The organism is Pseudomonas sp. P867 (assembly GCF_019891455.1).
GTDB classification, from domain to species: Bacteria; Pseudomonadota; Gammaproteobacteria; order Pseudomonadales; family Pseudomonadaceae; genus Aquipseudomonas; species Aquipseudomonas synxantha_A.
Map to the genome: position 1 here is coordinate 280,613 of NZ_JAFLXB010000004.1, position 25,232 is coordinate 305,844.

The 25,232-nt window shown below is 59.6% G+C and carries 24 protein-coding genes; 16 read left to right on the forward strand and 8 right to left on the reverse strand.

Annotated elements, in window-relative coordinates:
- The first annotated feature begins 37 nt into the window (after nucleotides 1-37).
- The 5 genes from J1G33_RS09925 to J1G33_RS09945 all read left to right on the forward strand — a co-directional run bounded on the left by J1G33_RS09925 (nucleotide 38) and on the right by J1G33_RS09945 (nucleotide 3,359).
- On the forward strand, nucleotides 38-301 hold the full coding sequence (locus J1G33_RS09925; protein ID WP_248090771.1) for a hypothetical protein: 264 nt from the start codon (nucleotides 38-40) through the stop codon (nucleotides 299-301).
- A gap of 276 nt (nucleotides 302-577) precedes the next feature.
- Nucleotides 578-1,060: a hypothetical protein gene (locus J1G33_RS09930; RefSeq protein ID WP_078820039.1), complete on the forward strand. Its 483-nt coding sequence runs from the start codon at nucleotides 578-580 to the stop codon at nucleotides 1,058-1,060.
- Nucleotides 1,061-1,076: 16 nt separating this feature from the next.
- Nucleotides 1,077-1,709 carry a DUF1493 family protein gene (locus J1G33_RS09935; RefSeq protein WP_236648041.1) on the forward strand — a complete coding sequence of 211 codons (633 nt, stop codon included), beginning with the start codon at nucleotides 1,077-1,079 and terminating at the stop codon, nucleotides 1,707-1,709.
- Between the two features lie 269 nt (nucleotides 1,710-1,978).
- The gene (locus tag J1G33_RS28080; protein ID WP_223018073.1) at nucleotides 1,979-2,335 is read left to right on the forward strand and encodes a DUF1493 family protein; all 357 of its coding nucleotides are present in this window, start codon (nucleotides 1,979-1,981) and stop codon (nucleotides 2,333-2,335) included.
- Nucleotides 2,336-2,495: 160 nt separating this feature from the next.
- Entirely contained in the window at nucleotides 2,496-3,359 is an 864-nt protein-coding gene (locus J1G33_RS09945; RefSeq protein WP_248128496.1) for a DMT family transporter, read from the forward strand.
- A gap of 57 nt (nucleotides 3,360-3,416) precedes the next feature.
- Here the strand turns inward: J1G33_RS09945 and J1G33_RS09950 are convergent, their stop codons facing one another.
- A complete protein-coding gene (locus J1G33_RS09950; protein WP_005783824.1) occupies nucleotides 3,417-4,958 on the reverse strand; it encodes a phosphoenolpyruvate carboxykinase in 1,542 nt (513 codons plus the stop codon).
- A gap of 179 nt (nucleotides 4,959-5,137) precedes the next feature.
- The gene (gene hslO, locus J1G33_RS09955; RefSeq protein WP_005783822.1) at nucleotides 5,138-6,040 is read right to left on the reverse strand and encodes an Hsp33 family molecular chaperone HslO; all 903 of its coding nucleotides are present in this window, start codon (nucleotides 6,038-6,040) and stop codon (nucleotides 5,138-5,140) included.
- A 124-nt stretch (nucleotides 6,041-6,164) separates the two neighbouring features.
- Here hslO and J1G33_RS09960 point away from each other — a divergent pair, with 124 nt between their 5' ends.
- Nucleotides 6,165-6,968: a phosphatase PAP2 family protein gene (locus J1G33_RS09960; protein WP_032878407.1), complete on the forward strand. Its 804-nt coding sequence runs from the start codon at nucleotides 6,165-6,167 to the stop codon at nucleotides 6,966-6,968.
- 135 nt (nucleotides 6,969-7,103) lie between these two features.
- Here J1G33_RS09960 and J1G33_RS09965 read toward each other — a convergent pair whose 3' ends face one another.
- Entirely contained in the window at nucleotides 7,104-7,511 is a 408-nt protein-coding gene (locus J1G33_RS09965; RefSeq protein ID WP_005783819.1) for a S4 domain-containing protein, read from the reverse strand.
- A 116-nt stretch (nucleotides 7,512-7,627) separates the two neighbouring features.
- Between J1G33_RS09965 and J1G33_RS09970 the strand changes: the two genes are divergently transcribed.
- Genes J1G33_RS09970 through rimK form a run of 3 tightly spaced genes read left to right on the forward strand, consistent with a single transcriptional unit; the run spans nucleotide 7,628 to nucleotide 9,804 of the window.
- Nucleotides 7,628-8,407, forward strand: a complete 780-nt coding sequence (locus J1G33_RS09970; RefSeq protein ID WP_223018003.1) for an EAL domain-containing protein — start codon at nucleotides 7,628-7,630, stop codon at nucleotides 8,405-8,407.
- 30 nt (nucleotides 8,408-8,437) lie between these two features.
- Entirely contained in the window at nucleotides 8,438-8,902 is a 465-nt protein-coding gene (locus tag J1G33_RS09975; protein ID WP_169986753.1) for an ATP-dependent zinc protease, read from the forward strand.
- Nucleotides 8,899-9,804 (forward strand): 30S ribosomal protein S6--L-glutamate ligase, encoded by a 906-nt coding sequence (rimK, locus tag J1G33_RS09980; protein WP_003187674.1) that lies wholly within the window; start codon nucleotides 8,899-8,901, stop codon nucleotides 9,802-9,804. Before J1G33_RS09975 ends, rimK begins: the two co-directional genes overlap by 4 nt.
- A 140-nt stretch (nucleotides 9,805-9,944) precedes the next feature.
- Here rimK and J1G33_RS09985 read toward each other — a convergent pair whose 3' ends face one another.
- The gene (locus J1G33_RS09985) at nucleotides 9,945-11,258 is read right to left on the reverse strand and encodes an ATP-binding protein (protein ID WP_005783812.1); all 1,314 of its coding nucleotides are present in this window, start codon (nucleotides 11,256-11,258) and stop codon (nucleotides 9,945-9,947) included.
- Nucleotides 11,259-11,374: 116 nt separating this feature from the next.
- Nucleotides 11,375-12,115: a two-component system response regulator OmpR gene (gene ompR / locus J1G33_RS09990; RefSeq protein ID WP_003187669.1), complete on the reverse strand. Its 741-nt coding sequence runs from the start codon at nucleotides 12,113-12,115 to the stop codon at nucleotides 11,375-11,377.
- Nucleotides 12,116-12,472: 357 nt separating this feature from the next.
- On the opposite strand from ompR, the gene J1G33_RS09995 reads away from it, so the two are divergent.
- The 7 genes from J1G33_RS09995 (at nucleotide 12,473) to tauD (ending at nucleotide 20,628) form a co-directional block, all read left to right on the forward strand.
- A complete protein-coding gene (locus J1G33_RS09995) occupies nucleotides 12,473-14,797 on the forward strand; it encodes a Tex family protein (RefSeq protein ID WP_032878409.1) in 2,325 nt (774 codons plus the stop codon).
- Nucleotides 14,797-15,180 carry a PaaI family thioesterase gene (locus J1G33_RS10000; protein WP_050549370.1) on the forward strand — a complete coding sequence of 128 codons (384 nt, stop codon included), beginning with the start codon at nucleotides 14,797-14,799 and terminating at the stop codon, nucleotides 15,178-15,180. Before J1G33_RS09995 ends, J1G33_RS10000 begins: the two co-directional genes overlap by 1 nt.
- A gap of 214 nt (nucleotides 15,181-15,394) precedes the next feature.
- Nucleotides 15,395-16,978, forward strand: a complete 1,584-nt coding sequence (gene gshA / locus J1G33_RS10005; protein WP_032878410.1) for a glutamate--cysteine ligase — start codon at nucleotides 15,395-15,397, stop codon at nucleotides 16,976-16,978.
- Between the two features lie 190 nt (nucleotides 16,979-17,168).
- Complete coding sequence (tauA, locus tag J1G33_RS10010) at nucleotides 17,169-18,146, forward strand: taurine ABC transporter substrate-binding protein (protein ID WP_032878411.1); 978 nt, start codon at nucleotides 17,169-17,171, stop codon at nucleotides 18,144-18,146.
- A gap of 18 nt (nucleotides 18,147-18,164) precedes the next feature.
- Nucleotides 18,165-18,944, forward strand: coding sequence for a taurine ABC transporter ATP-binding subunit (tauB, locus tag J1G33_RS10015; protein ID WP_032878412.1), 780 nt, complete (start codon nucleotides 18,165-18,167; stop codon nucleotides 18,942-18,944).
- Entirely contained in the window at nucleotides 18,941-19,777 is an 837-nt protein-coding gene (gene tauC, locus J1G33_RS10020) for a taurine ABC transporter permease TauC (protein ID WP_032878413.1), read from the forward strand. The genes tauB and tauC overlap by 4 nt, the downstream gene beginning before the upstream one ends.
- Before the next feature lie 14 nt (nucleotides 19,778-19,791).
- Nucleotides 19,792-20,628 (forward strand): taurine dioxygenase, encoded by an 837-nt coding sequence (gene tauD / locus J1G33_RS10025; RefSeq protein WP_223018004.1) that lies wholly within the window; start codon nucleotides 19,792-19,794, stop codon nucleotides 20,626-20,628.
- A gap of 160 nt (nucleotides 20,629-20,788) precedes the next feature.
- On the opposite strand, the gene mgrA is transcribed toward tauD, so the two are convergent.
- From mgrA to epsC, 3 genes are all read right to left on the reverse strand, one after another.
- Nucleotides 20,789-21,826: an L-glyceraldehyde 3-phosphate reductase gene (mgrA, locus tag J1G33_RS10030; protein ID WP_103733990.1), complete on the reverse strand. Its 1,038-nt coding sequence runs from the start codon at nucleotides 21,824-21,826 to the stop codon at nucleotides 20,789-20,791.
- 126 nt (nucleotides 21,827-21,952) lie between these two features.
- Entirely contained in the window at nucleotides 21,953-23,914 is a 1,962-nt protein-coding gene (betT, locus tag J1G33_RS10035; protein WP_164366000.1) for a choline transporter BetT, read from the reverse strand.
- A 339-nt stretch (nucleotides 23,915-24,253) separates the two neighbouring features.
- Nucleotides 24,254-25,180, reverse strand: coding sequence for a serine O-acetyltransferase EpsC (gene epsC / locus J1G33_RS10040; RefSeq protein WP_005783794.1), 927 nt, complete (start codon nucleotides 25,178-25,180; stop codon nucleotides 24,254-24,256).
- Nucleotides 25,181-25,232: the final 52 nt, after the last annotated feature.

Genomic DNA, 25,232 nt, shown 5'->3' on the forward strand with positions numbered 1-25,232 from the left:
TGGTCACCCGAAAAACAGCAGAAACGTGCCAGCTCCTCTGGCGTATTTCTTTGAATCTGTATTGGAACACTGTGATGACATCCAATCCGCCGCCCACCAGCGTATCCGCGCCGCCAGCGATTTAGTGGAAACCTTCTCTTGCCTGACCTTCGAACACGCCGACCTCAAAGACATTTCTCACATCATCAATGCGCTGTACCTGCTCGTTCAGGACGGCTGTGATTTGCTCGAAGCTACTCAACACGTGCAAATGCGACCAGCGGCCGACCAACCAACACAAAGCGATCCGCTACACAGCTAAACGTGTGGGAGCTGGCTTGCCTGCGATGGCGGCGTATCGGGCTATATTTTTTAAACCTGACGCACCGCCATCGCGGGCAAGCCCGGCTCCCACTTTTTGCCAGTTCAGCCTGCCAAATCGGTATCAAGCCGTAAACCCAGGAAACCACTGTAAGAAACCACCAAATGGCGCGACGTCCGCTTCCCAAACTGCTTCAAACAATCGCTCGCCCTCTACGGAAATACCTTTCGCCTGAGCGAAACTAGCGCCCTCTCCAAGCTCTGTCGGCATAAATTTGTGAACATCGAAAGGACTCAATATGTCGGTCACTATGGCATCACTTTCACGGTGATTCGCCTTACGATTTTACCAACCCACCGACACGTGCTGGCAAAGCTGTGTTTATTAGAAGCTGGCTCCAGCGCAAACGAGGTGCGTCATCGACTAGTCGATCTCTACGAAAAAATGCTTGCCCGTGATTTGCCTTGCAAGATGACTGTTGCTATCTCCAAACCGCTGACCCGGCAACGAGCTGACTTGCTCAACGTTCGCGGGGAAATCGTTGCAGGACTCATCGGCGGCGCAGTATCAGCTCCAATGAGCCTGGTATCGCCTCCAATTGGGCTCGCTGCCGGAGCAGCTGTTAGCCTGACGATTAAAGGCATTATTCGCAGCTATCACGCCGGTGACGTTGTTATCGGCGTCGACGCACAGGTCAACGGCGGAATTGGTCCTCAGCGATCATTGTCGGCAATGGTTCGGCAGTTCCAAGGTGGCTAGTGCGGTGAATGAACACATGCAGTGGATCAATCTGCTTCTCTTCCTAGTACTGGCCGCCGTTATTGATAAGACAATAAAGTTGCCCGTACTCAGAAAATGGCTTGGGCTCTGTCTATTGATAACAGGCCCAACAGTTCTGCTGTATGCCACTTCTTGGACCATAGGGGCACAGCTTGAAAGCCTGCCGATAGTCGCCTTCGTGACAGGCATCGGGTTGCTGAGCACCCCGAATATCTATCGCAGAGTAAAAACCACTCACCCTTTGTTGATTGCCCCAATCTTGAACCTTGCGCCTGACTTCCCTGACGACCCGATCATGCTTCACCTTCTGCAAGTCCTGCACGAAGGTATCGGCCTGCCCAAGCACAAGGCGATCACCCTCGACACATCGGTCAATCATGATCTTGGCTGTAGCAGTACCGAAGCCAAGCAATTAATGAGGGTACTGAAGCAAGAATTTGGCCTGAGATCAGGCGACTACAAAAACAGCCGCTACTTCAAACACCGCAGCCTTGACGCACATTTGCGATATGTAGAAAGAGGCAGTGAGGAAAAGCTCCCACTTACCATCGACATGCTCTATCAGGCTGTCAAAGCCAAGCACTGGGATACCCAGACACTCGAAGCGAAGAGGTGCCATGAGCCATGAACCTCTACCTGCAATTAGTGTGCTTTATCGGGCTATACCTTTTGCTGCACTACCAAATAACCGACTGCTCATTACGAAAGCGTTTCGCCGTTACCTTCATCATAACGGGACTGGTTCTATTGTTCTGGCTGCCCTACGTCGCCATCATTCTGAACATTCAACTCCTTCCCCTGGCACTGTTCTTGATAGGCTTGGCTCTCTTTATCACTCGAAACAAATACCGCCTGAAGCGTAACAGGCCCCCTCACCCACTCCTACGTGCCCCCACCATGAACCTGGCCCCCCACTTCCCCGAAGACCCCGTCATGCAGCACCTCCTGCAATTGCTGCATGAAGAAATCGGTCTGCCGCAACACAAGACCATTAGCCTGCAAACCTCGCTCAACTTCGACCTTGCTTGCGATGGCGTTGAGGCCAAGCAATTCATGGAGGCGCTGGAACAGGATTTTGGGGTCGACCTAAGCGACTACGACGCTTATCGTTACTTTCAGCCGCCGATGTTCGACGTATTCTTGAAGCGGCGCGCCAAAGGCCGTGGCGACAAAATACCGCTGACCATCGGTATGCTCTACCTGGCGATCAAGACCCAAAGGTGGGACACGCAGACCTTGGAAAACCTGAGCTGATCCCAAGAGCACTGAGATCCAAATGTGGGAGGGGGCTTGCCCCCGATTGCGGTGGGTCAGCTATAGATAAGCTGACTGATTCACCGCCATCGGGAGCAAGCCCCCTCCCACATTGGTTCTGCGTTAATCTGGCGAGCGGTATGCATAACAAGGACCTTACATGGACGTACTAATGGGCCTGCTGGCCGCCCTGCTCTGGGGTGGCACGGACTTTCTCGTGGGCCTCAATGCCCGCGCCGTTGGCGTTAAACGCGCGGTGTATTTTGGCCAAGCCCTTGGCTTTCTGATCATGACTCTGCTGCTGGTCATTTTCCCGGCCTTCCTGTTCAAATCCCTCGATGCGCCGTTGAGCGTCTGGCTCCTGGGCATCGCAGCGGCCCTGCTGACCGTCTCTGGAGCCCTCGCGCTGTCCAAGGCTTTCGCCCTGGGCAAAGCCGCCATCGTCGCGCCATTGGTCACGTCCTATGGCGTGGTGACCACCCTGCTGTCCTGGGCCAGCGGTGAGCACATCAGCCTGATACAACTGGGCTGCATCGCCCTGTGCGTGATCGGCGTGGTCCTGTCCAGCATCCACAAGGACAACGGCACGCCCCACAACAACCCGCGCCTGTCCATCGCCTACGCCATGCTCGCAGCAACGCTGTACGGCACCAGTTTCTGGCTGCAAGGTCGCTACACACTACCGGCACTGGGGCCGATCACCATGTTGTGGTTGGGGTACCTGGTGGGCCTGTGCGTGCTGGTGGTGATGGTGCTGAAGATCAAGGACGGTCTGAAGATCCCACCGCTGAAAAATTGCGCGACGTTGACCGGTGCGAGCCTGATGAACCTCGGCGGGTTCTCGGCGTTTTCGTGGGGCGCGATGGCCGGCTCGGTTTCGGTGGTAACGGTGATCAGTACGCTCTCTGGAGGGATTGCGGCGATCCTGGGGTTTGTGTTTTTCAAGGAGCGCTTGTCGGCGGTACAGGTGCTCGGGGTTGTGCTGGTGCTGGTCGGCGCGGTGCTGCTGCACATCGCCCACTAACCCTGCGCGCACAAAAAAGCCGCCTACAAGAGGCGGCTTTTTCACAACAGCTAAGTCTTACAACTTAGGACCCGCCGCCTTGATCGCATCGCTCACTTCAAACTTCTTGAAGTTCTCGATAAACAGACCAGCCAGCGCCTTCGCGGCTTCGTCGTAGGCAGCTTTGTCAGCCCAGGTGTTACGTGGGTTCAACAGGCCGGTTTCAACGCCCGGTACGGCCAATGGCACGTCGAGGTTGATGGTGTCGAGGTGTTCAGTTTGCGCGCCGATCAACGCGCCGCTCTGGATCGCGGCGATCACGCCGCGAGTAGTCGGGATGTTGAAGCGCTTGCCAACGCCGTAGCCGCCGCCGGTCCAGCCGGTGTTGACCAGGTAGACCTTGGAGCCGAAACCACGGATACGCTTGATCAAAAGCTCAGCGTATTCGCCGGCCGGACGCGGGAAGAACGGCGCGCCGAAGCAGGTGGAGAAGGTCGACTTGATACCGCTGCCGGAACCCATTTCAGTCGAGCCCACCAACGCGGTGTAGCCGGACAGGAAGTGGTAGGCCGCTTGTTCTTCGCTGAGGATCGACACTGGCGGCAGTACGCCGGTCAGGTCGCAGGTCAGGAAGATCACTGCGTTTGGCTCGCCGCCCAGGTTCTTCTCGGAACGCTTGGCAACGTGCTCCAGCGGGTAGGCGGCACGGCTGTTCTGGGTCAGGCTGACATCAGCGTAGTCGGCGTGCTTGGCCTCGTCGATCACGACGTTTTCCAGCACGGCGCCGTGCTTGATGGCTTTCCAGATAACCGGCTCGTTCTTCTCGGACAGGTCGATGCACTTGGCATAGCAACCGCCTTCGATGTTGAACACTACGCCTTCGCCCCAGCCGTGTTCGTCGTCACCGATCAGGTAACGGCTTTCGTCGGCGGACAGGGTGGTCTTGCCGGTGCCGGACAGGCCGAAGAACAGGGTCACGTCGCCTGCTTCGCCAATGTTGGCGGCGCAGTGCATCGGCAGTACGTCGGCGGCCGGCAGCAGGAAGTTCTGCACCGAGAACATGGCTTTTTTCATTTCACCGGCGTAACGCATACCGGCGATCAGCACTTTTTTCTGCGCGAAGTTGAGGATCACGCAACCGTCGGAGTTGGTGCCGTCACGCTCTGGCACGCACTCGAAGTTGGCCACGTTGAGCACCTGCCACTCTTCACGACCGGCCGGGTTGTACTGGGCCGGGTTGATGAACAGGCAACGACCGAACAGGTTCTGCCAGGCAGTCTGGGTGGTCATTTTCACGGCCAGGTAGTGGTCTTCTGCGGCCCCTACGTGAACATGGGAAACGAAATGCTCTTGCGCGTTGTTGAACGCCTCGACGCGAGCCCACAGGGCATCGAACTTGTCGGCCGGGAACTTGCGGTTGATCGGGCCCCAGGCAATGGCGTCCTGGGTGGAAGGCTCTTCAACGATAAAACGGTCGACCGGCGAACGACCGGTGCGGTGACCGGTTTCGACAACCAGCGCACCAGTATCGGCAAGCACGCCTTCACCGCGCTGCAGGGCTTCTTTGACCAGATCGTCAACACTCAGATCGGTGTATACGGCGTTATTGGCTTGCGTCATGAGGTTCCCCGTCGGCCTATGGCCGAGTGCTCCAAACGTTTTGTAGTAGAAAGTTGCGCACTACTACCGCGAAAAAAGTGGGCCGGATTATGCCAGAAAAGCCCAAAAAGAGTAGGGCCCTCCCGTCAGAACACCTCTAATCCGGCGTTTGTCAGGTGATTTACCTGTGCTTAAACGTTTTAGTGGCGGGTGTCGGAAGGGGTGTCGATGCCCGCTCCGGCGAACAATTGGGCTACATCAGCGGCATCGAACAGGTAGCGCTGGTTGCAGAACTGGCAATCGATCTCGATATGGCCGCCGTGTTCCACCACCAGATTTTGCGCATCTTCCAGGCCCAGGCTGACCAAGGCGTTGCCTGAACGCTCGCGCGAACAGCTGCAATGAAAGTGCAAGGCTTGCGAGTCAAACAACCGCACAGCCTCTTCATGGTAAAGGCGGTGCAGGATGGTTTCGTTGTCCAGGCCCAGCAGTTCTTCGGCCTTCAACGTATCAGCCAAGGCGATGATATGCCGCCAGCTTTCGGCACGATCATCCTCATCCTTGATGCGGTCGGCCGGCAATTGTTGCACCAGCAAACCACGGGCACGTTTGCCGTCGGCGTTAAGCCAGAACTTGGTGCCCACCTGCTGGGACATTACGAAGTAGTTGGTGAAGCACTCCGACAGGGTTTGGCCATCGAGGTCGACAATGCCCTGGTAGCGTTGGCCTTCGGTCGGGTCGACGGTGAGTGCCAGGACGCCATTGGGCATCAGGTCGGCCAGGGTGGCGTCCGCGGCGATCTGGTCGGCTTCATAACGGGCCAGGCCACGGATTTCGCGCTCGCTGGAGCACTCGATCATCAACATGGGCACCGGCCCTTCGGAACGGGCCTGCAAGATCAGCAACCCGTCGAACTTCATGGTGCCAACCAGCAGCGCCGCGGCGGCCATCAGCTCGCCGAGCAATTGCGCGACCGGCTCCGGATAGGCGTGCTTGGCAAGGACTTCGGCATAGCTGAGCTCCAACGACACCATCTCGCCGCGGGCATCGCTCTCATCGAAGATGAAGCGTTGGGTGAAGTCGGTATCCGGTAGATCAGTCATAGGTCTGGGTATCTGAAGTGATGACAAAATGATTACAAGGTTTATAAAATTAAACGCTTTAGCACCATCTTGGTGCGACTTCTCCTGAATTCAAGGAGCTGAATAGAGCGATGAGGGACAGTTTATGAACAATCCGGGTTTGTTCCAAGCCAACTGGAACCTCCGGCGATGGGCTCTTTGCAATCTACTCGCTATCGGACTGCTGTGTTTTTGGCTGTGGCCCACGGGCCAGATGCTGTGTGTGATTTTCGACGAGTGGCTGTTTCATCTGCTCAATGGCCCGCTGGCAACCAATTCGACCTGGCTGCATGTGTGGGCCGTGGCCAGCCTGCGGCCGTTTGATGCAGTGGTCGGCGTTATTTTGCTGACGCTGCTGATCCGCGGCGACTGGGTGTTCAAGGCCGTGCAGGTGCGCCAGGCGTTCTTTGGTTTCCTCGGCATTCTGCTGCTGTTGCTGTTTATTCGCATGTTGTTCTCCAAACTCGCGGCGCATATGGGCTGGCAGCACAGCAGCCCATCCATGGTGATCAGCGGCGCGATTCAGATGAGTGATTTTTTCCCGGGACTGGAGAAAACCTGGGAGTTGAAGGACCGTTCCAGCCAGAGCTTCCCGGGCGACCATGCCTCGGTGCTGTTGATCTGGGGGATGTTCATGACCGTATTTGCCAAGCGCATCGGCCAGGTGCTGGTGATCTGGGGCCTGGCGCTGCTGTTCATGATGCCGCGCCTGGTTGCGGGCGCGCACTGGGGTCAGGACGATTACATAGGTGGCGTACTGCTGGCGCTGTTGGCGCTGGGGTGGGGGTATTACACGCCGTTTGCGGCGAAGGTGTCGGGGTTCCTGTTGCGGGTAACCGCGCCGGTGTTCGGGTTGCTTGGAAAACTGCCGGTGATCGGGCGATTGAGCGTCATACGCACCGCTCCTTAAATACGCGGGTTAAATGTGGGAGGGGGCTTGCTCCCGATTTGCAGTGGCTCAGTCACAAGTGTAATGGCTGACACTCTGCTATCGGCAGCAAGCCACCTCCCACATTTTGATCTGCTGCCGGCAGGAGATTCGTAATCAATCGTCGTTGCCGCTGCCGCGGAACTTGAATAGATCGCGGCGCTGCTTCTTGCTTGGCTTGCCATCGGTGGTCATTCCAGTCGCTCCAGCCTTGCGCATGGCCGCTGCATTTTCGCGCTTGGCGATACTCGCTTCGGTCTCGGTGTACAGCGCCTGCGCTTCGGGTGCCCCACGGCGCACGACAGAAAGCGCCTGCACCACGACGGTCTTTTCATCAAACCCTGTACGAATCTGAAACTCATCGCCGATACGTGGCTCTTTGCCCGGCTTGCAGCGCTCGCCGCGATGATGAACCTTCCCGCTTTCGATTGCGGCCTTGGCCAGGGCACGGGTTTTGTAGAACCGCGCGGCCCACAACCACTTGTCCAGTCGGACCTTTTCTTCCTCTTCCTGTTTTTGACCCACTTGAATTCCTCGCTCTGAAAAATGTCGCAACCTTACCGTTGAAACCCTTCGACGCATAAACCCCAAGGCTCACCTAAGATACGCCAGGTAGCACCCTGTTTTCGCGAGGATACGCTGTGACCGACTTCCCCCTTTCACTCACCTCGCCCAACCAGCGGTGCGTGGGTTGCCAGCAAAGCGAGCCTCTGGGGTTCGACTTTGCGTTCGCCTACCAGCCTATCGTAGACCTGCGTGACCACTCGATATTCGCCAACGAAGCCTTGGTGCGCGGTACCCAGGGAGAAGGCGCGCTCTCGGTGCTGGCCCAGGTCAACGAAACCAATCGCTACCGCTTCGACCAGCGCTGCCGAACCAAGGCCATTGCCGGTGCCGCAGCGCTGGGCATGCAGACTCACCTTTCCATCAATTTCATGCCCAATGCCGTATACCGTCCGGAACTGTGTATTCGCAGCACCCTGGAGGCCGCCCGGGCGCACAATTTCCCGCTGGACCGGCTGATTTTCGAGACACTGGAAAGCGAGCATGTAGATAACTATCGCCATTTGACGAATATTCTGCGTGAATATCGCGAATTCGGCTTCAAGACCGCCATCGACGACTTCGGTGCGGGCTATTCGGGGCTGAACCTGCTGGCCGATTTCCAACCCGACCTGATCAAACTCGACATGGCGTTGATTCGCGATGTCGATCAAGACCGTGTCCGTCAGGTGATCGTCCGGGGGATTGTCACAATCTGTGAGCAGTTGGGAGTTACTGTCATCGCCGAAGGCATCGAAAGTGCTGGCGAGCGGGATTTCCTCTCCGACTGTGGAATATTTCTGATGCAGGGTTTTTGGTTCGCCAAACCTGCATTCAATACCCTGGCCAAGGTTTCTCCTCAAGCCTGGGCAAATTGATCGGTACCCATATTGAAGACATTTGACCATTTGACCGTTGTGGGTCTGCGTGAATGGGTGGCACTTCCCGACCTGGGAGTGGCGGGCCTGCGCGCGAAGATCGACACCGGTGCCAGCACCTCAAGCCTGCATGCCACCGATATCGAGCCGTTTGAGCGCGACGGTGAAAAGTGGGTGCGCTTTACCGCGCACCTGGGCAGCGTGGTGCAACTGCGCCACCGTCGCTGCGAAGCGCCCCTGGTGACGATGAAAACCATCAAGAGCTCCAACGGCCATGCGCAGGTGCGCTACGTGATCAGCACCACCCTGGCGCTGGGTGACCGGGTATGGCGGGTGGAATTCACCCTCGCCTGTCGCAAAGCCATGCGTTATCGCCTGTTACTGGGCTCCAAGGCGTTGATTGACGGCCAGTTGGTCGTCAATCCAGGCGTCAAGTACGTTCAAGACAAGCCGGTGTTCCCGGTCTCCACTATTTCTGCCCCAGGTGCTGCATGAAGATTGCTGTGCTGTCGCGAAACCCGCGTCTGTATTCCACCCGCCGCCTGGTCGAGGCCGGCACTGAACGTGGCCATGAAATGGTGGTGATCGACACGTTGCGTGCCTACATGAACATTGCCAGCCACAAGCCGCAGATCCACTACCGGGGCAAACCCCTGGAAGGCTTTGATGCGGTGATCCCGCGTATCGGCGCTTCGGTGACGTTTTATGGCTGCGCGGTGTTGCGTCAGTTTGAAATGATGGGGGTGTTTCCTCTCAACGAGTCCGTGGCCATTGCCCGCTCGCGGGACAAACTGCGTTCGCTGCAGTTGCTGTCACGCCGGGGTATCGGCTTGCCGGTCACCGGCTTTGCCCACTCCCCGGATGACATCCCTGACCTGATCGAGATGGTCAATGGTGCACCGCTGGTGATCAAGGTACTGGAAGGCACCCAAGGCATCGGTGTGGTGCTGTGTGAAACGGCGACGGCAGCTGAATCGGTGATCGAGGCGTTCATGGGCCTCAAGCAGAACATCATGGTGCAGGAGTACATCAAGGAAGCCGGCGGCGCGGATATTCGCTGCTTCGTGGTGGGCGACAAAGTGATCGCGGCGATGAAGCGCCAGGCCAAGCCCGGTGAGTTCCGCTCCAATCTGCACCGTGGCGGCAGCGCCAGCCTGATCAAGATCACACCGGAAGAACGCATGACCGCACTGCGGGCAGCCAAGGTGATGGGCTTGAGCGTGGCAGGCGTGGATATCCTGCGCTCCAATCATGGGCCGCTGGTGATGGAAGTGAACTCATCGCCGGGCCTGGAAGGGATCGAGACCACCACCGGCAAGGACGTGGCGGGGATCATCATTCAGCACTTGGAGAAGAATGGTGGGCCGAATATGACTCGGACCAAGGGCAAAGGCTAAAAGCCTATTTTAATCCCGACATGAAACCAATGTGGGAGGGGGCTTGCTCCCGATAGCGGTGTCACAGTCACTGAACTTCTTGACTGAAAGACCGCCATCGGGAGCGAGCCCCCTCCCACATTTTTGATATTTGTTGTTTGTCAGACCGCATCTCTAGGCAGCATCAGCCCAAGCGGCAAGCGCACCCGCGCCTCCAACCCGCCTTCTTCCCGGTTACGCAACTCGACATTGCCGCCATGCATCGAGGCGATTCGTCGCACGATCGCCAACCCCAACCCGGTGCCCTTGCCACCTCGGGCTCGGTCGCCACGGGTGAACGGGTTGAAGATACCCTCAAGCTCGGCAGGGTCGATCCCCGTGCCACGGTCCATCACGCTCAGCACCACGTAAGGCGCGGCACTGTCACCGGAGACATACGCCGCCACCTCCACATCGGAACCGGCATGATGCAAGGCGTTGCCGATCAGGTTGTTCAGCAGGCGCTTCATCGAGACCCGGCGCAATGCAAACGGCTGGATCGGCTCCAGGCGCATGCGCACCTGCTCACCGTTCTGGTTATAGGGCGCAACCACCTCACGCACGAGGTCCGTGAGGTCCACCTCCTCAACCACTTCATCACGCCCGTCGCGGATGAAGGCCAGGAACTGGTCCAGGATAGCGTCCATGTCCTCGATATCGCGCACCATGTCATCGGTGAGGTCGGTATGGTCCCCCATCAGCTCCAGGGACAGGCGCAATCGCGTCAACGGTGTGCGCAAGTCATGGGACACACCTGCCAGCATCAGCTCGCGCTCGCGCCCGGCCTGCTCGACGTCTTCCGCCATCTGGTTGAACGCGCCGTACACCTCGGTCATCTCACTGGGCGTGTCGCTGACCGGCAGGCGCACACTGCGCCCCTGGCCCAATTGGCGAGCGGCAAATACCAGGCGCTTGAGTGGTTGGTTGAGCTGACGGACGAAGATCCACGCGGAGGCCGTTGAAAGCAAGCCGATGGCCAGGAACCAGCCCAGCACGTTCCAGATTTTCTGCCCGCGCAGCGGGTGCGGATAAAGCGGCACCTTGATCCAGGCATCGCCCAGGCTAGGTGCCCGCACCCATAACGCCGGTGAAACATGCATGCGCAGCCTCACCTCGGTGTCGGCGCCCAGTTCGGCCTGCATCTGGCGCTGATAGATCTCGCTGTAAGGCCAATGCTGCTCGCCTTCAGGCACGCCGGCCCCATCAACCCGAGTCAAGGTCGACGCCTTGGCCACCTTTTCTCGGTTCTCAGGGTCTACGGCCCAATAGCCCCGCAACGTCAGGGCCACACCGTGGCTGTACTGCCGATCCACCAGCACGTCTTCGTTCATCAACAGATAAACCAGCGTGAGCGCCTTGGAAAACAGAACGACAATAAGCACCAGCCAAAGGGTGCGAGAGAAGAAACTTTGTGGGAACCACAGCGGGGTTTTCATAGATGAAAGCTGCACACCTTGCAGGAACGAGCGGTGCTCGCAGAATTGCAGACGCCGGGCATCCCGTCGACTCTTATGGAGTCAAACGCCGGATACCCGCCCCTGCAAATCATCGGTCACTTGGTTGCGGTACCATCCGGCACAAACACATAACCCACGCCCCACACCGTCTGGATATACCGCGGCTTGGAGGGGTCCGGCTCAATCATCCGGCGCAGTCGGGAAATCTGCACGTCGATGGAGCGCTCCAGGGCGTCCCATTCACGGCCACGGGCCAGGTTCATCAGCTTGTCACGGGTCAGCGGCTGACGGGCGTTCATCACCAGAGCCTTGAGCACCGCAAACTCGCCGGTGGTAAGCATGTGCACTTCTTCGCCACGCTTGAGCTCACGGGTGGCCAACGACAGTTCGTAGTCGCCAAAGGTGACGCTTTCGTCTTCGCTGCCCGGTGCGCCCGGCACGGCCGGTGCCTGGCGACGCAATACGGCCTTGACCCGCGCCATCAGCTCATCAGGGTTGAACGGCTTGGCCAGGTAGTCATCAGCGCCCAGTTCAAGGCCCTTGATGCGGCTCAACTCATCGCCCTTGGCGGTGAGCATGATGATTGGAATCTGGTTGTTGGCACCACGCAGGCGCTTGCAGGCGGTAAGGCCGTCTTCGCCGGGCAGCATCAGATCGAGCACGACCAGGTTGAACACTTCACGCCCCAACAGGCGGTCCATTTGCTCGGTGTTCGGCACCGCGCGGGCACGGTAGCCCTTGGAGTTGAAAAAACGCTCCAGCAGGCTGCTCAGCCCCGGATCGTCATCAACGATGAGAATTTTTTCGCCTTCAGCAGTTTGTGCGGTGCTGCTCATTGGATGCTCCTCTTATCTCGGCGCGCATTATGGCGTAGCTGCCGTTATACGCACCGTGTGCATTGTTAGCAGATTTTTCATCTACTGCCAGCGAACCCACGCCCTACAACCTCCGGCGCAGTACCCCCCAATAGCAGAACGCTGGTTATAATGCGGCGCCTCCGTGCAGGGCAACGTCAGATCGTTACCGTTTGCTGCCGGGCTTTTTTTACCCGCTTGTCGTGAATTTTTCGATTTCGAGGGTCAATAGGCAGCCTCTTGACCCAGGCAGCGGCGCCAGTCGGGCCGCTCAACCAGCCTCGCCGGGCCTTGTTTTTACGGGCCGGCGCGCTGATTTTAAGAATTTCAGGTGGTTTTATGGACAGCATCAACAGCCGCATCGCCGAGGAACTCGGTGTACGCCCACAACAGGTCGAAGCGGCCGTCGCTCTACTGGATGAAGGCTCCACGGTGCCTTTCATCGCCCGTTACCGAAAAGAAGTGACCGGCAGCCTCGACGACACTCAACTGCGTCACCTGGAAGAGCGCCTGCGCTACCTGCGAGAACTCGACGAACGGCGTATCAGCATCCTCGCCAGCATCGAGGAACAGGGCAAGTTGACCCCTCAACTGGAGCGCGACATCAAACTCGCGGACACCAAGACCCGCCTCGAAGACCTTTACCTGCCATACAAACAGAAACGTCGTACAAAGGGCCAGATCGCTCTGGAAGCCGGCCTGGGCGATTTGGCCGATGGCCTGTTCAACGACCCATCGTTGACGCCGGAAACCGAAGCCGCTCGCTTCATCGACGCGGAAAAAGGCGTCGCCGACGTCAAGGCTGCCCTCGAAGGCGCCAAGTACATCCTGATGGAGCGCTTCGCCGAAAACGCCAGCCTCCTGGAAAAACTGCGTACCTACTTGAAGCAGGAAGCCATCCTCAGCGCCCGCGTCATCGCCGGCAAAGAGGAGGAAGGCGCCAAATTCCGCGACTACTTCGAACACGACGAGCCGCTCAAAAGCATGCCGTCCCACCGCGCCCTGGCGATTTTCCGCGGCCGCAACGAAGGCATTCTCAGCTCCGCGCTGAAAGTCGGTGACGAACTGCCAGGCACCATGCACCCGTGCGAAGGCATGATCGGTCAACAATTCGGCATCCAGAACCAGAATCGCCCTGCGGACAAGTGGCTCGGTGAAGTCGTGCGCTGGACCTGGAAGGTCAAGCTCTACACCCACCTGGAAACCGACCTGCTGGGCGAGTTGCGCGACGGCGCCGAAACCGAAGCGATCAACGTGTTCGCCCACAACCTGCACGACCTGCTGCTGGCCGCACCGGCCGGCCCGCGTGCCACCCTGGGCCTCGACCCGGGCCTGCGCACCGGTTGCAAGGTCGCTGTGGTCGATGCCACCGGCAAGCTGCTGGACCACGCCACCGTGTACCCACACGTACCGCACAACAAGTGGGACCAGACCCTGGCGATCCTTGCCGCCCTGTGCGCCAAGCACGCGGTAGACCTGATCGCCATCGGCAACGGCACTGCCAGCCGCGAAACCGATAAGCTGGCCGCCGAGCTGATCAAAAAATACCCGGCCATGAAGATGACCAAGGTCATGGTCTCCGAGGCGGGTGCTTCGGTGTACTCGGCTTCGGAGCTGGCGTCCAAGGAGTTCCCGGACCTCGACGTGTCGATCCGTGGCGCCGTCTCCATCGCCCGTCGCCTGCAAGACCCGCTGGCCGAGTTGGTGAAGATCGATCCCAAATCCATCGGCGTCGGCCAGTACCAGCACGACGTGTCGCAGCTTAAACTGGCACGCGGCCTGGATGCGGTGGTGGAAGACTGCGTAAACGCCGTGGGCGTAGACGTGAACACCGCTTCAGTAGCGCTGCTGGCGCGAATCTCGGGCCTCAACGCGACCCTGGCGCAGAACATCGTCAGCCATCGCGACGAAAATGGTGCGTTCAAAACCCGTGCTGCGCTGAAAAAAGTCGCACGCCTGGGTGAAAAAACCTTTGAACAAGCGGCCGGCTTCCTACGCGTGATGAATGGCGATAACCCGCTCGACGCCTCGGCGGTTCACCCGGAAGCCTACCCGCTGGTGCAACGCATTGCCGCCGAGACCGACCGTGATATCCGCTCGCTGATCGGCGACGCCGCCTTCCTCAAGCGTCTGGATCCAAAGAAGTACACCGACGAAACCTTCGGTGTGCCGACCATCACCGACATCCTGCAAGAGCTGGAAAAACCTGGCCGCGACCCACGTCCCGAGTTCAAGACCGCCGAGTTCCAGGACGGCGTCGAAGACCTCAAGGACCTGCAACCGGGCATGATCCTCGAAGGTGTAGTGACCAACGTGACCAACTTTGGCGCCTTTGTGGATATTGGCGTGCATCAGGACGGTTTGGTGCATATCTCCGCGCTTTCGGAGAAGTTCATCAAGGACCCGCGTGAAGCGGTCAAAGCCGGTGACGTGGTCAAGGTCAAGGTCATGGAAGTCGATATCCCGCGTAAACGCGTGGGCCTGTCGATGCGCATGAGCGATACCCCGGGCGAGAAGATCGACGGTGCTCGTGGCGCTCGCCCAGGTTCGGCACCGCGCCAGTCGCAGAACAACGCGCCGCGCAAGGACGCTACGACTGCCGCGCCGAGCAACAACGCCATGGCATCGCTGTTCGCCAATGCCAAACAGTTGAAGAAGCGTTGATGGAAATCCCGGCGGGTTTGACCCAGAGCGCGTTCAGCGAGCTGATCGGCTGCCGCCTGCAACGCCTGGATGAAGGCGTTGCCGAGGTGGCCCTGACCCTGGAGCCGCACCTGCGCAACCGTGCAGGCAAGCTCCATGGCGGGGCGATTTTCAGCCTGGTGGACATCACGATGGGCCTGGCCTGTTCCAGCGCCCATGGTTTCGACCAGCAGAGCGCCACCATCGAATGCAAGATCAATTATATTCGCGCCGTCGAAGACGGTGACGTGCTGTGCACCAGCCGAGTAATTCACGCCGGCCGGCGCACGTTGGTGGTCGAAGCCGACGTGTACCAGGGCGAAAGACTTGTCGCAAAAGCGCAGGGCACGTTCGCTGTCCTATAGCTCCCTACCCTCGATTTGAGTTAATTTCGGCGCTGCGATAACAGCGTCGGAATTTTCTCGCTGCGCTGTAGCCCAATTCATGGAGTGAAGTCGGCATTTTCAGAGCGGGTCAAATCGACTCAGAACCAGGCGATCACGCCAGTTTCCACTTCACCCTTGTAGACCGTCCTGCCCACCCCCATATTGGGGCGACTGACGCGTGAAGGAATCCAACTTGAGCGAACTTCTCAACCGCCGCCTGGCCCTGCTCGGCAAGCGCGAACACCTCTCCCTGCTAGAGCAGTGCTTGCACGGCATCGAGCGCGAATGCCTGCGCGTCACCAGCGAGGGTCGCCTGGCGCAAACGCCGCACCCTGAAGCCCTGGGCGCTGCGTTGACCAACGAACAGATCACCACTGACTATTCGGAATCGCTGCTGGAGTTCATCACCCCAGCCCTGCCCAACCCGGCCGAGACCCTGGGCAGCCTGGACAAGATCCATCGCTTTGCCTACTCCAAGCTGGGCAGCGAATACCTGTGGAGCCCCTCGATGCCGTGCCCGTTACCGGCCGAGGAAGATATTCCGATCGCCTACTACGGCACCTCCAATATCGGCCAGCTCAAGTATGTGTACCGCAAGGGCCTGGCCCTGCGCTACGGCAAGACCATGCAGTGCATTGCCGGCATCCATTACAACTTCTCGCTGCCGGAACAGCTGTGGCCGTTGCTCAAGGAAGCCGAAGGCTTTGTCGGTACCGACCGTGACTATCAGTCCACGGCCTATATCGCGCTGATCCGTAATTTCCGTCGCTACAGCTGGCTGTTGATGTACCTCTTTGGTGCCTCGCCAGCCCTGGACGCCGGTTTCCTGCGCGGCCGCTCGCACCAGCTTGAAGTCCTGGATGCCGACACCCTGTACCTGCCCTACGCCACGAGCCTGCGCATGAGCGACCTGGGTTACCAGAGCAACGCCCAGGCTGGCCTGACGCCTTGCTACAACGACCTGGCCAGCTACACCGACAGCCTGCGCGAAGCGGTGGCAACGCCCTACGCGCCGTATGTTGAAGTCGGCACGCACAAGGATGGTGAGTGGGTGCAGCTCAACACCAACATCCTGCAGATCGAAAACGAGTACTACTCCAACATCCGTCCCAAACGCGTGACCTACACCGGCGAGCGGCCGATCCAGGCGCTGATGGCCCGCGGTATCCAGTACATCGAAGTACGCTGCCTGGATATCAACCCGTTCCTGCCGATGGGGATCGACTTGCCGGAGTCGCGATTCCTCGACGCATTCCTGCTGTATTGCGCGCTGAACGACAGCCCGCTGTTCGCCAACAACGAGTGCGGCAACGCCACCTCCAACTTCCTCAGCGTGGTCAAGGAAGGTCGGCGTCCGGGCCTGCAATTGCAACGTGACGGCCAGCCGGTGGACATGAAGGAATGGGCTGCGCAGTTGCTGGAGAAGATTGCACCGTTGGCCGCCTTGCTCGACGAGAGCCAGGGCATGACCGAACACAGTGAAGCGCTGGATGCCCAACTGGCCAAGGTCAAGGACCCGTCCCTGACGCCGTCGGCCCAGGTGTTGGCGGCCATGGCTGAACGCAAGGAAAGCTTTGCGCAGTTCTCTCTGCATCAAAGCGAAGTACATGCCGAATACTTCCGCAAGGAGCCTTTGGCGCCTGAGGAACAAGCGCACTTTGAAGAATTGGCCCGTGCGTCGCTGGCGCAACAGGCGGAGCTTGAGCAGAACGAAGTGGGCGATTTCGATGTGTTTGTCGGGTCGTACCAGGCCAGCATCCTCGCCATCAGCAACTAACCGGAGCTCTACTCAGTTCCAATGTGGGAGGGGGCTTGCCCCCTCCCACATTTGGTCATCACCGGAACAAAGATTTGCTTCAACCTTTCTACTCATAAGCTAATTCGAAAAGGTTATTTATTTTCGAGTTCTTAGATCATTTAGTCTCCTCACACGCCGACTCTCGGCCGCCTGATTGAGGAGCTTCCCCTTGAAACTGCTGACCCCTCTGCGCTTGCTGGCCGCGTTGTCCCTGGCCGGTGCCAGTCTGTTTGCCCAGGCGGCGGACGTGACTATCGCTTACCAGACCACCGTCGACCCGGCCAAAGTCGCCCAGGCTGACGGGGCCTATGAAAAAGCTACCAACGCCAAAATCGACTGGCGCAAATTCGACAATGGCGCCGACATCATCGCCGCCATTGCCTCCGGCGACGTGCAGATCGGCTACCTCGGTTCCAGCCCGCTGACTGCCGCGGTAACCCGCAAAGTCCCAGTAGAAACCTTCCTCGTCGCCACCCAGATCGGCGGGGCCGAAGCCCTGGTGGCGCGCAACGGATCGGGGATCAACAGCCCGCAGGACCTGATCGGCAAAAAGATCGCCGTGCCCTTCGTCTCCACCGGCCACTACAGCCTGCTTGCCGCGCTGAAACACTGGAACATCGACCCGGCCAAAGTCACCATTCTCAACCTGGCGCCTCCGGCCATCATCGCCGCGTGGAAGCGCGGTGATATCGATGCCACCTACGTGTGGGACCCGGCTCTGGGCGTAGCCAAGGAAAACGGCAAGGTGCTGATCACCTCCGGCGAACTGGCCAAGTTCGGCGCGCCAACATTCGATGCCTGGATCGTGCGCAAGGATTTTGCCGAGAAGCACCCGGACATCGTCACCGCCTTCGCCAAGGTCACCCTGGATGCCTACGCCGCCTACCGTAAAGACCCACAAGCCTGGCTGGCCGACACCGGCAACGTCGACAAGCTGGTGAAACTCTCCGGCGCCAAGGCCAGTGACATTCCCTTGCTGCTGCAAGGCAACGTCTACCCGCTGGCCGCTGACCAGGTGACCCTGCTGGGCGCGCCGACCACCAAGGCAGTCACCGACACTGCTGTGTTCCTCAAGGAACAAGGCAAGGTCGATGCCGTACTGCCCGACTACGCCCCTTACGTCAGCGCCAAGTTCATTTCTAACTGATCCAAGGAGTTCATCGCGATGGCCTTGCTACAGCTGGAGCGCATCAGCGCACAGTACCCAGGCGCCCCGGAACCGGTACTGTCCGATATTTCCCTGGACCTTGGGCCCCAGCAATTGCTGGTCGCCCTGGGCCCCTCCGGCAGTGGCAAGACATCGCTGTTGAACCTGATTGCCGGTTTCGTCGAGCCTTCTGCCGGGCGGATTACCCTCGACGGTGTGCCGGTCAAAGGGCCCAGCGCCGAACGCGGTGTGGTGTTCCAGGACGACGCCCTGCTGCCCTGGCAGGACGTGCTGGCCAACGTCGCCTTCGGCCTGGAACTGGCCGGCGTGCCCAAGGCGCAGCGTGAAGTACGCGCCCGCGAAATGCTCGCTCTGGTGGACCTGGCCGGTTTCGACAGCCGGCGCATCTGGCAACTCTCCGGCGGCCAGAAGCAACGCGTTGGCCTCGCCCGCGCCCTGGCGGCCGACCCTCGCGTATTACTGATGGACGAGCCCTTCGGTGCGCTGGACGCCTTCACCCGCGAACAAATGCAGGAGTTGCTGCTGCAAGTGTGGCGGCGCACGGCCAAGCCGGTGTTCCTGATTACCCATGACATTGAAGAAGCGGTGTTCCTGGCCACGGACCTGATCCTGCTGGCGCCCAACCCCGGCCAGATCGTCGAACGCCTGCAGCTGGATTTCGGCCAACGTTACGCTGCCGGTGAATCAGCCCGCGCAATCAAGTCCGACCCGCGCTTTATCGAAACCCGCGAGCACGTGCTGGGCAAAGTGTTCTCCCAACGGCAGGTGTACGCATGAGCAGCTACGAACTTCCCGCCACCGCCAGCAAGCCGGTGGCACCCGCCGTTATCCCGTTACGCCGCAGCCTGAGCACACGCTGGATCAGCGCACTGACCCTGGTCGCTTTGCTTGCCCTGTGGTGGGGGGTGACCGCCACCGGTTTGATCGAACCTTTGTTCCTGCCGCCCCCGTCCGCCGTGTTGCAAAAAGGCTGGCTGCTGGCGACCACCGGCTACATGGATTCCACCTTGTGGCAGCACCTGGGCGCGAGCCTGAGCCGCATCGGCCTGGGCCTGGGTTTTGCAGTGCTGACTGCCGTGCCGGTGGGGATTGCCATCGGTGCCAACCGCATTGCCCGAGGCATTTTCGATCCGTTGATCGAGTTCTACCGGCCGATTCCGCCGCTGGCCTACCTGCCGCTGATCGTGATTTGGTGCGGCATTGGCGAGCTGTCCAAGGTGCTGCTGATTTACTTGGCGATTTTCGCCCCGATCGCCATCGCCACCGCAACCGGGGTGCGCACCGTCGACCCGGCCAAGCTGCGGGCTGCGCAGTCGTTGGGCGCCACCCGTGCGCAACTGATTCGCCATGTGATCCTACCCAGCGCCCTGCCCGATATCCTCACCGGTGTGCGTATCGGCCTGGGTGTGGGCTGGTCGACCCTGGTCGCCGCCGAGTTGATTGCCGCCACCAGCGGCCTGGGTTTCATGGTGCAGTCGGCGGCGCAGTTTCTGGTCACCGATGTGGTGGTGCTGGGGATCCTGGTGATCGCCCTGATCGCCTTCGCCATGGAAATGGGCCTGCGCGCCCTGCAGCGTAAATTAGTGCCCTGGCATGGCCAGGCACACTGAGTGAAAAATCTACAATGAGCAGCCTGACCGTTACCCCATTAAGTACCGCCCTGGGCGCCCAGATCAGTGGCGTCGACATCTCCCAGCCGCTAAGCGAGGCACATCACGGTGCCATCGAGCAGGCGCTGCTCGACCACTCGGTATTGTTCTTCCGGGACCAGGTGATCACCCCGCAGCAACAAGCGCGGTTCGCGGCGCACTTCGGCGACCTGCACATTCATCCGATCTACCCTAACGTGCCGGAACAGCCCGAAGTGCTGATCCTCGACACCGCCGTCACCGACGTGCGCGACAATGCCGTGTGGCACACCGACGTAACCTTCCTGCCAACCCCGGCCCTCGGCGCGGTGCTCAGCGCCAAGCTATTGCCGGCGTTCGGGGGCGATACCTTGTGGGCCAGTGGGATTGCGGCTTATGAAGCACTGTCTGAACCGCTAAAGCGCTTGCTCGATGGCCTCACCGCCACACACGACTTCACCAAGTCGTTCCCGCTGGAGCGCTTTGGCAACACCGCCGAGGACCTGGTGCGCTGGGAGGCAACTCGCAAGAAAAACCCGCCGCTATCGCACCCAGTCGTGCGCACGCATCCGGTAAGTGGGCGCAAATCGCTGTTCGTCAGCGACGGTTTCACCACCCGAATCAATGAACTGGAAGCGGCCGAAAGCGAGGCCATTCTCAAGCTGCTGTTCGCCCACGCCACCCGCCCGGAATTCACCATCCGCTGGCGCTGGCAGGAAAATGACGTGGCGTTCTGGGATAACCGCGTGACCCAGCATTACGCCGTGGATGACTACCGGCCACAGCGGCGGGTGATGCACCGGGCTACGATTCTTGGGGATGTGCCGTTCTAGTCGCCACACCGAAAACCAAATGTGGGAGGGGCGGTGCGACGATTCGACTTGCTCCCGATGGCGGTGGTTCAGTCAGCTCATCCGTAGCTGACCCACTGCTATCGGGAGCAAGTCGAATCGTCGCACCGCCCCTCCCACATTTTTGACCCAGTTGTGTCAGTTATTCAGCAGTGGATGGCTTTTCCCACAAGTTGATCCCGCCTTCCTGCGCAAACCGATCAATCTGCGCCAGTTCCTCAGCACTGAAGCTCAAGTTCTGCAACGCCCCGACGTTCTCGATGATCTGCTCCGGCCGGCTCGCGCCGATCAGCGCGCTGGTCACCCGTGGATCACGCAGGGTCCAGGCCAGCGCCAATTGCGCGAGGCTCTGGCCGCGACGCTGGGCGATTTCATTCAGGCCGCGTACATGGGCAATGTTGGCCTCGGACAGGTGCTGGGCCTGCAACGAACCACCACCCGGACGATTGACCCGTGCATCGGCCGGTATGCCATTGAGGTACTTGTCGGTGAGCAAACCCTGGGCCAGGGGCGTGAAGGCGATCACCCCAGCGCCAAGTTCTTCGGTGGTGTCGAGCAGGTCCTTTTCCACCCAGCGGTTGAGCAGGTTGTAAGCCGGTTGGTGAATCAACAGCGGCACTTTCCACTCTTTGAGCAAGGCTGCGATTTCGCGGGTTTTCACCCCGGAATAGGACGAGATACCGATGTACAACGCCTTGCCTTGTTGCACAGCGGTGGCGAGGGCGCTGGCGGTTTCTTCCAGGGGCGTGTCGGGGTCAAAACGGTGGGAGTAGAAAATATCCACGTAGTCGACGCCCAGGCGTTGCAGGCTCTGGTCCAGGCTCGCCAGGATGTATTTGCGCGAGCCACCGCCCTGGCCGTAGGGGCCGGGCCACATGTCCCAACCGGCTTTGCTGGAGATGATCAATTCGTCGCGGTAGTGCTTGAAGTCTTCACGCAGCAAACGGCCGAAGTTGATCTCGGCGCTGCCATAGGGCGGGCCGTAGTTGTTGGCCAGGTCGAAGTGGTTGATACCCAGGTCGAACGCCGTGCGCAGCAAAGCGCGCTGGGTGTCGATCGGGGTGCTGTCGCCAAAGTTGTGCCACAGCCCCAGGGACAGTGCCGGCAGCACCAACCCACTGCGGCCTACGCGGCGATAGGGAATAGATTCATAGCGGTTTTCGGCAGCAATGTACGTCATCGAATCCTCTCTGGACTGAGGGTTGAAAGGCCCGGGAATAAGGTTATTCCCAAGCCTTTTAACCCGCTGAATCGCTTAAGTCTGCCTCTTCCTTTTACAGCAAAGACCTACTTGAGAGGAACGGTATCAGCGCACCAAATGCAGGAACTGCAGATGGCGCTCGTACTGGTCGAGGATGTCGTTGATGATCTGCTCCTTGGTATAGCCCACCAGGTCATAGTCCTGGCTACCCTCACTCAAGTGCACCTCCGCACGATAGTAACGGCGGTTGTTGATCTCTTTGGAACCCATGCCACCGCGGGCAAACGACGGCGTGAAATAGCCGCGCATCTGCACCTGGTAGATGAACGGATGCTCCTCGCCATGGCCGATTTCCAGGCTGACGCTGTCGTTGGACGGGTCCGGCTGAGTGACTACATTCAGGCCCTTCTCGACAAACACCGCCGTCACTTCTTCGATCGCCGGGCGCACCGTCGATTCAAGGAAGCGATACACCTCATCACGTGACGGGAAATGCACGGCCTGGCTCAAGCGCTGGCGCCAGCCGCCACGGCCTTTGCGTGAAGCAGATATTGGCGCCAGGGAATGCAACTGCGCGATCTGCTTTTGCGACTCCAGGTAAAACGCCTTGTGCAGCCCCCACATCATCAGCAGCAGAATCAGCGAGAACGGCAGCGAGGTCAGGACCACCGCAGATTTCAACGAATCGATACTGCCGGCGAACAGCAGGGCACTGGTCACCAGCGCTGTCATCGCACCCCAGAACACCCGCAGCCACTTCGGCCCGTCTTCATCAGCGTTGCCGCCTTTGGACGACAGGGTGGACAGCACCACCGTGCCTGAGTCCGCCGAGGTCACAAAGAACACAAAGCTGATAAACACCGTGACCGCAATCACCGTCTTGCTCCACGGGTAGGTTTCCAGCAGCAGGTAGAGGCTCATCGACGGGTCATCGATGGCCGACTGGCCCAGCGCGGCCATACCATGATTGAGCACTTGGTCGATGGCGCTGTTACCGAAGATCGACATCCACGCCAGGGTAAAGCCCAGCGGAATCAGCAGCACGCCAAACACGAATTCGCGGATGGTGCGGCCACGGGAGATACGCGCAATAAACAGACCTACGAACGGCGACCATGCGATCCACCAGGCCCAGTAGAACACTGTCCAGCCGCCCAGCCAGTCGCTTGGCTTATCGTAGGCGTACACATCGAAACTCTTGGTCGGCAGCGCGCCCAGGTAGTCACCGATGTTCTGGATCAAGGTGTTGAGCAGGTGCTGGGTAGGCCCGGCGAACAACACAAACAGCAGCAACGCACAGGCCAGCAGCATGTTGATGTCGGACATCACCCGCACGCCCTTGTCGACGCCGGCTACCGCAACAATGATCGCCGCGCCCATCATCAACGTGATCAGGCCCACCTGGATCCACTGGGTGTGAGCAATGCCAAACAGGTAGTCCAGGCCGGAATTGAGGTGCAACACGCCAAAACCCATGTCAGCGCCCAGGCCGAACACCGTCGCGATGATACCGAAGCCATCCACCGCATAACCGATAGGGCCATTGATGCGCTTGCCGATCAGCGGGTACAGCGCCGAACGCAATGCCAGCGGCAGGTTATGCCGGTAGGCGAAATACGCCAGGGCCATGCCCACGAACGCGAACACACCCCAGCCATGCAGGCCCCAGTGCAGGAACAGCACCTGCATGGCCTGGCGCGCTGCATCAGCGTTCATCGCTTCGCCCTGGGGCGGCTGCACCAGGTGCGTCAACGGCTCCGAGACGCAGAAGAAGAACAGCGTGATGCTGATCCCGGCGGCGAACAACATGCCGGCCCAGGACAGGTAACTGAATTCGGGCTCGTCGTGGTCGGCACCGAGTTTTATCTTGCCGTAGCCCGATAGCGCGGTGACCACCACGAAGACCAGATACAGGGTCATCGCCAGCATGTAGTACCAGCCGACCGTATTGGCCGCCCAGTTTTGCGCCGCCAGCAGCCAGGCTCCGGCCTGTTGCGGGATAGCGATAACCGTGATGCCAAACAGCAGGATGAAGGTGGCGGCAAAGTAGAAAACGGGCGCATTCATGCGCACCATGCCGCTGGAAGGGGTGGACGATGCACTCATGAACGATGCACCTCAAGGTTGCGGGATATGGCTGTAAATAACGGACTCAGCAAAGGTAAGCCTCCTGTTGTGAGCGGGCAGCGAACCACCGGGTTTAACTTGAACGAACATTCAAGTTAAACATGAATAGGCGGTCTGGGACTAATCGCAGGGCTGAGTGGTAGATGATTCCTACACTAGCTCAAGGATTGGTATGACGGATGAAGAAGGCAAATCGTTCAGCGACCCCACGTTGAAATACATACGAAATGTGGGAGCTGGCTTGCCTGCTCCCACACGGGTCGGCGGTTGGCTCAGGTATTACTTCTGCGCCCCATCGTCATGCTGCAAGTTCGCCTGAGTGATATTCGCCCCTGCCGGCACGCTGCGGGTCAGCCACACATTGCCGCCAATGGTCGAGCCCTGGCCGATGGTGATCCGCCCCAAAATCGTCGCCCCGGCGTAGATCACCACATCATTCTCGACAATGGGGTGCCGCGGATGGCCTTTTTGCAGCTGCCCATCCTCATCGGCAGGGAAGCGCTTGGCGCCCAGTGTCACCGCTTGGTAGATACGCACGCGCTCGCCGATGATCGCCGTTTCGCCAATCACTACGCCAGTCCCGTGATCGATGAAGAAACTCGGGCCAATCTGCGCGCCGGGGTGGATATCAATGCCAGTGGCCGAGTGGGCGATTTCTGCACTGATGCGCGCCAGCAGCGGCAAACCTGCGCGGTACAGGTGGTGGGCCAGGCGATGGTGAATCACCGCCAGGATGCCCGGGTAGCACAGCAGCACTTCATCCACACTGCGTGCAGCCGGGTCGCCGTGGTAGGCGGCCAGTACGTCGGTATCCAACAGGCTGCGCAGAGCCGGCAATGCCAGGGCAAAATCCTGGATCAGCCGAATGGCATGGGCATCCACACCGCTGTCATCTTCGCCGCCCTGGCGTGCGGCGTAGCGCAACTCCAGGCGCGCCTGGGCGAGCAAGGCGTTGAGCGCCACGTCGAGGGTATGCCCCACGTAGAAGTCTTCGCTTTCTTCACGCAGGTCCACCGGGCCCAGGCGCATGGGAAATAGTGCGCCGCACAAGGCTTCGAGGATTTGCGCCACCGCCTCGCGGGACGGCAATTCACGGCCACCGTGCTCGCCGCTCAAGCGACCGTTGCGCGTTCGCCACTGGTCCCGCGCGCCGCGCAGCTGGCTGACGATGGTCTGCAATTGCCAATGACTGGAACGCTCACTCACGGTATTCACTCCTGACGAAATGGCCATCACTTTACGGTATGCACCCTGGCAG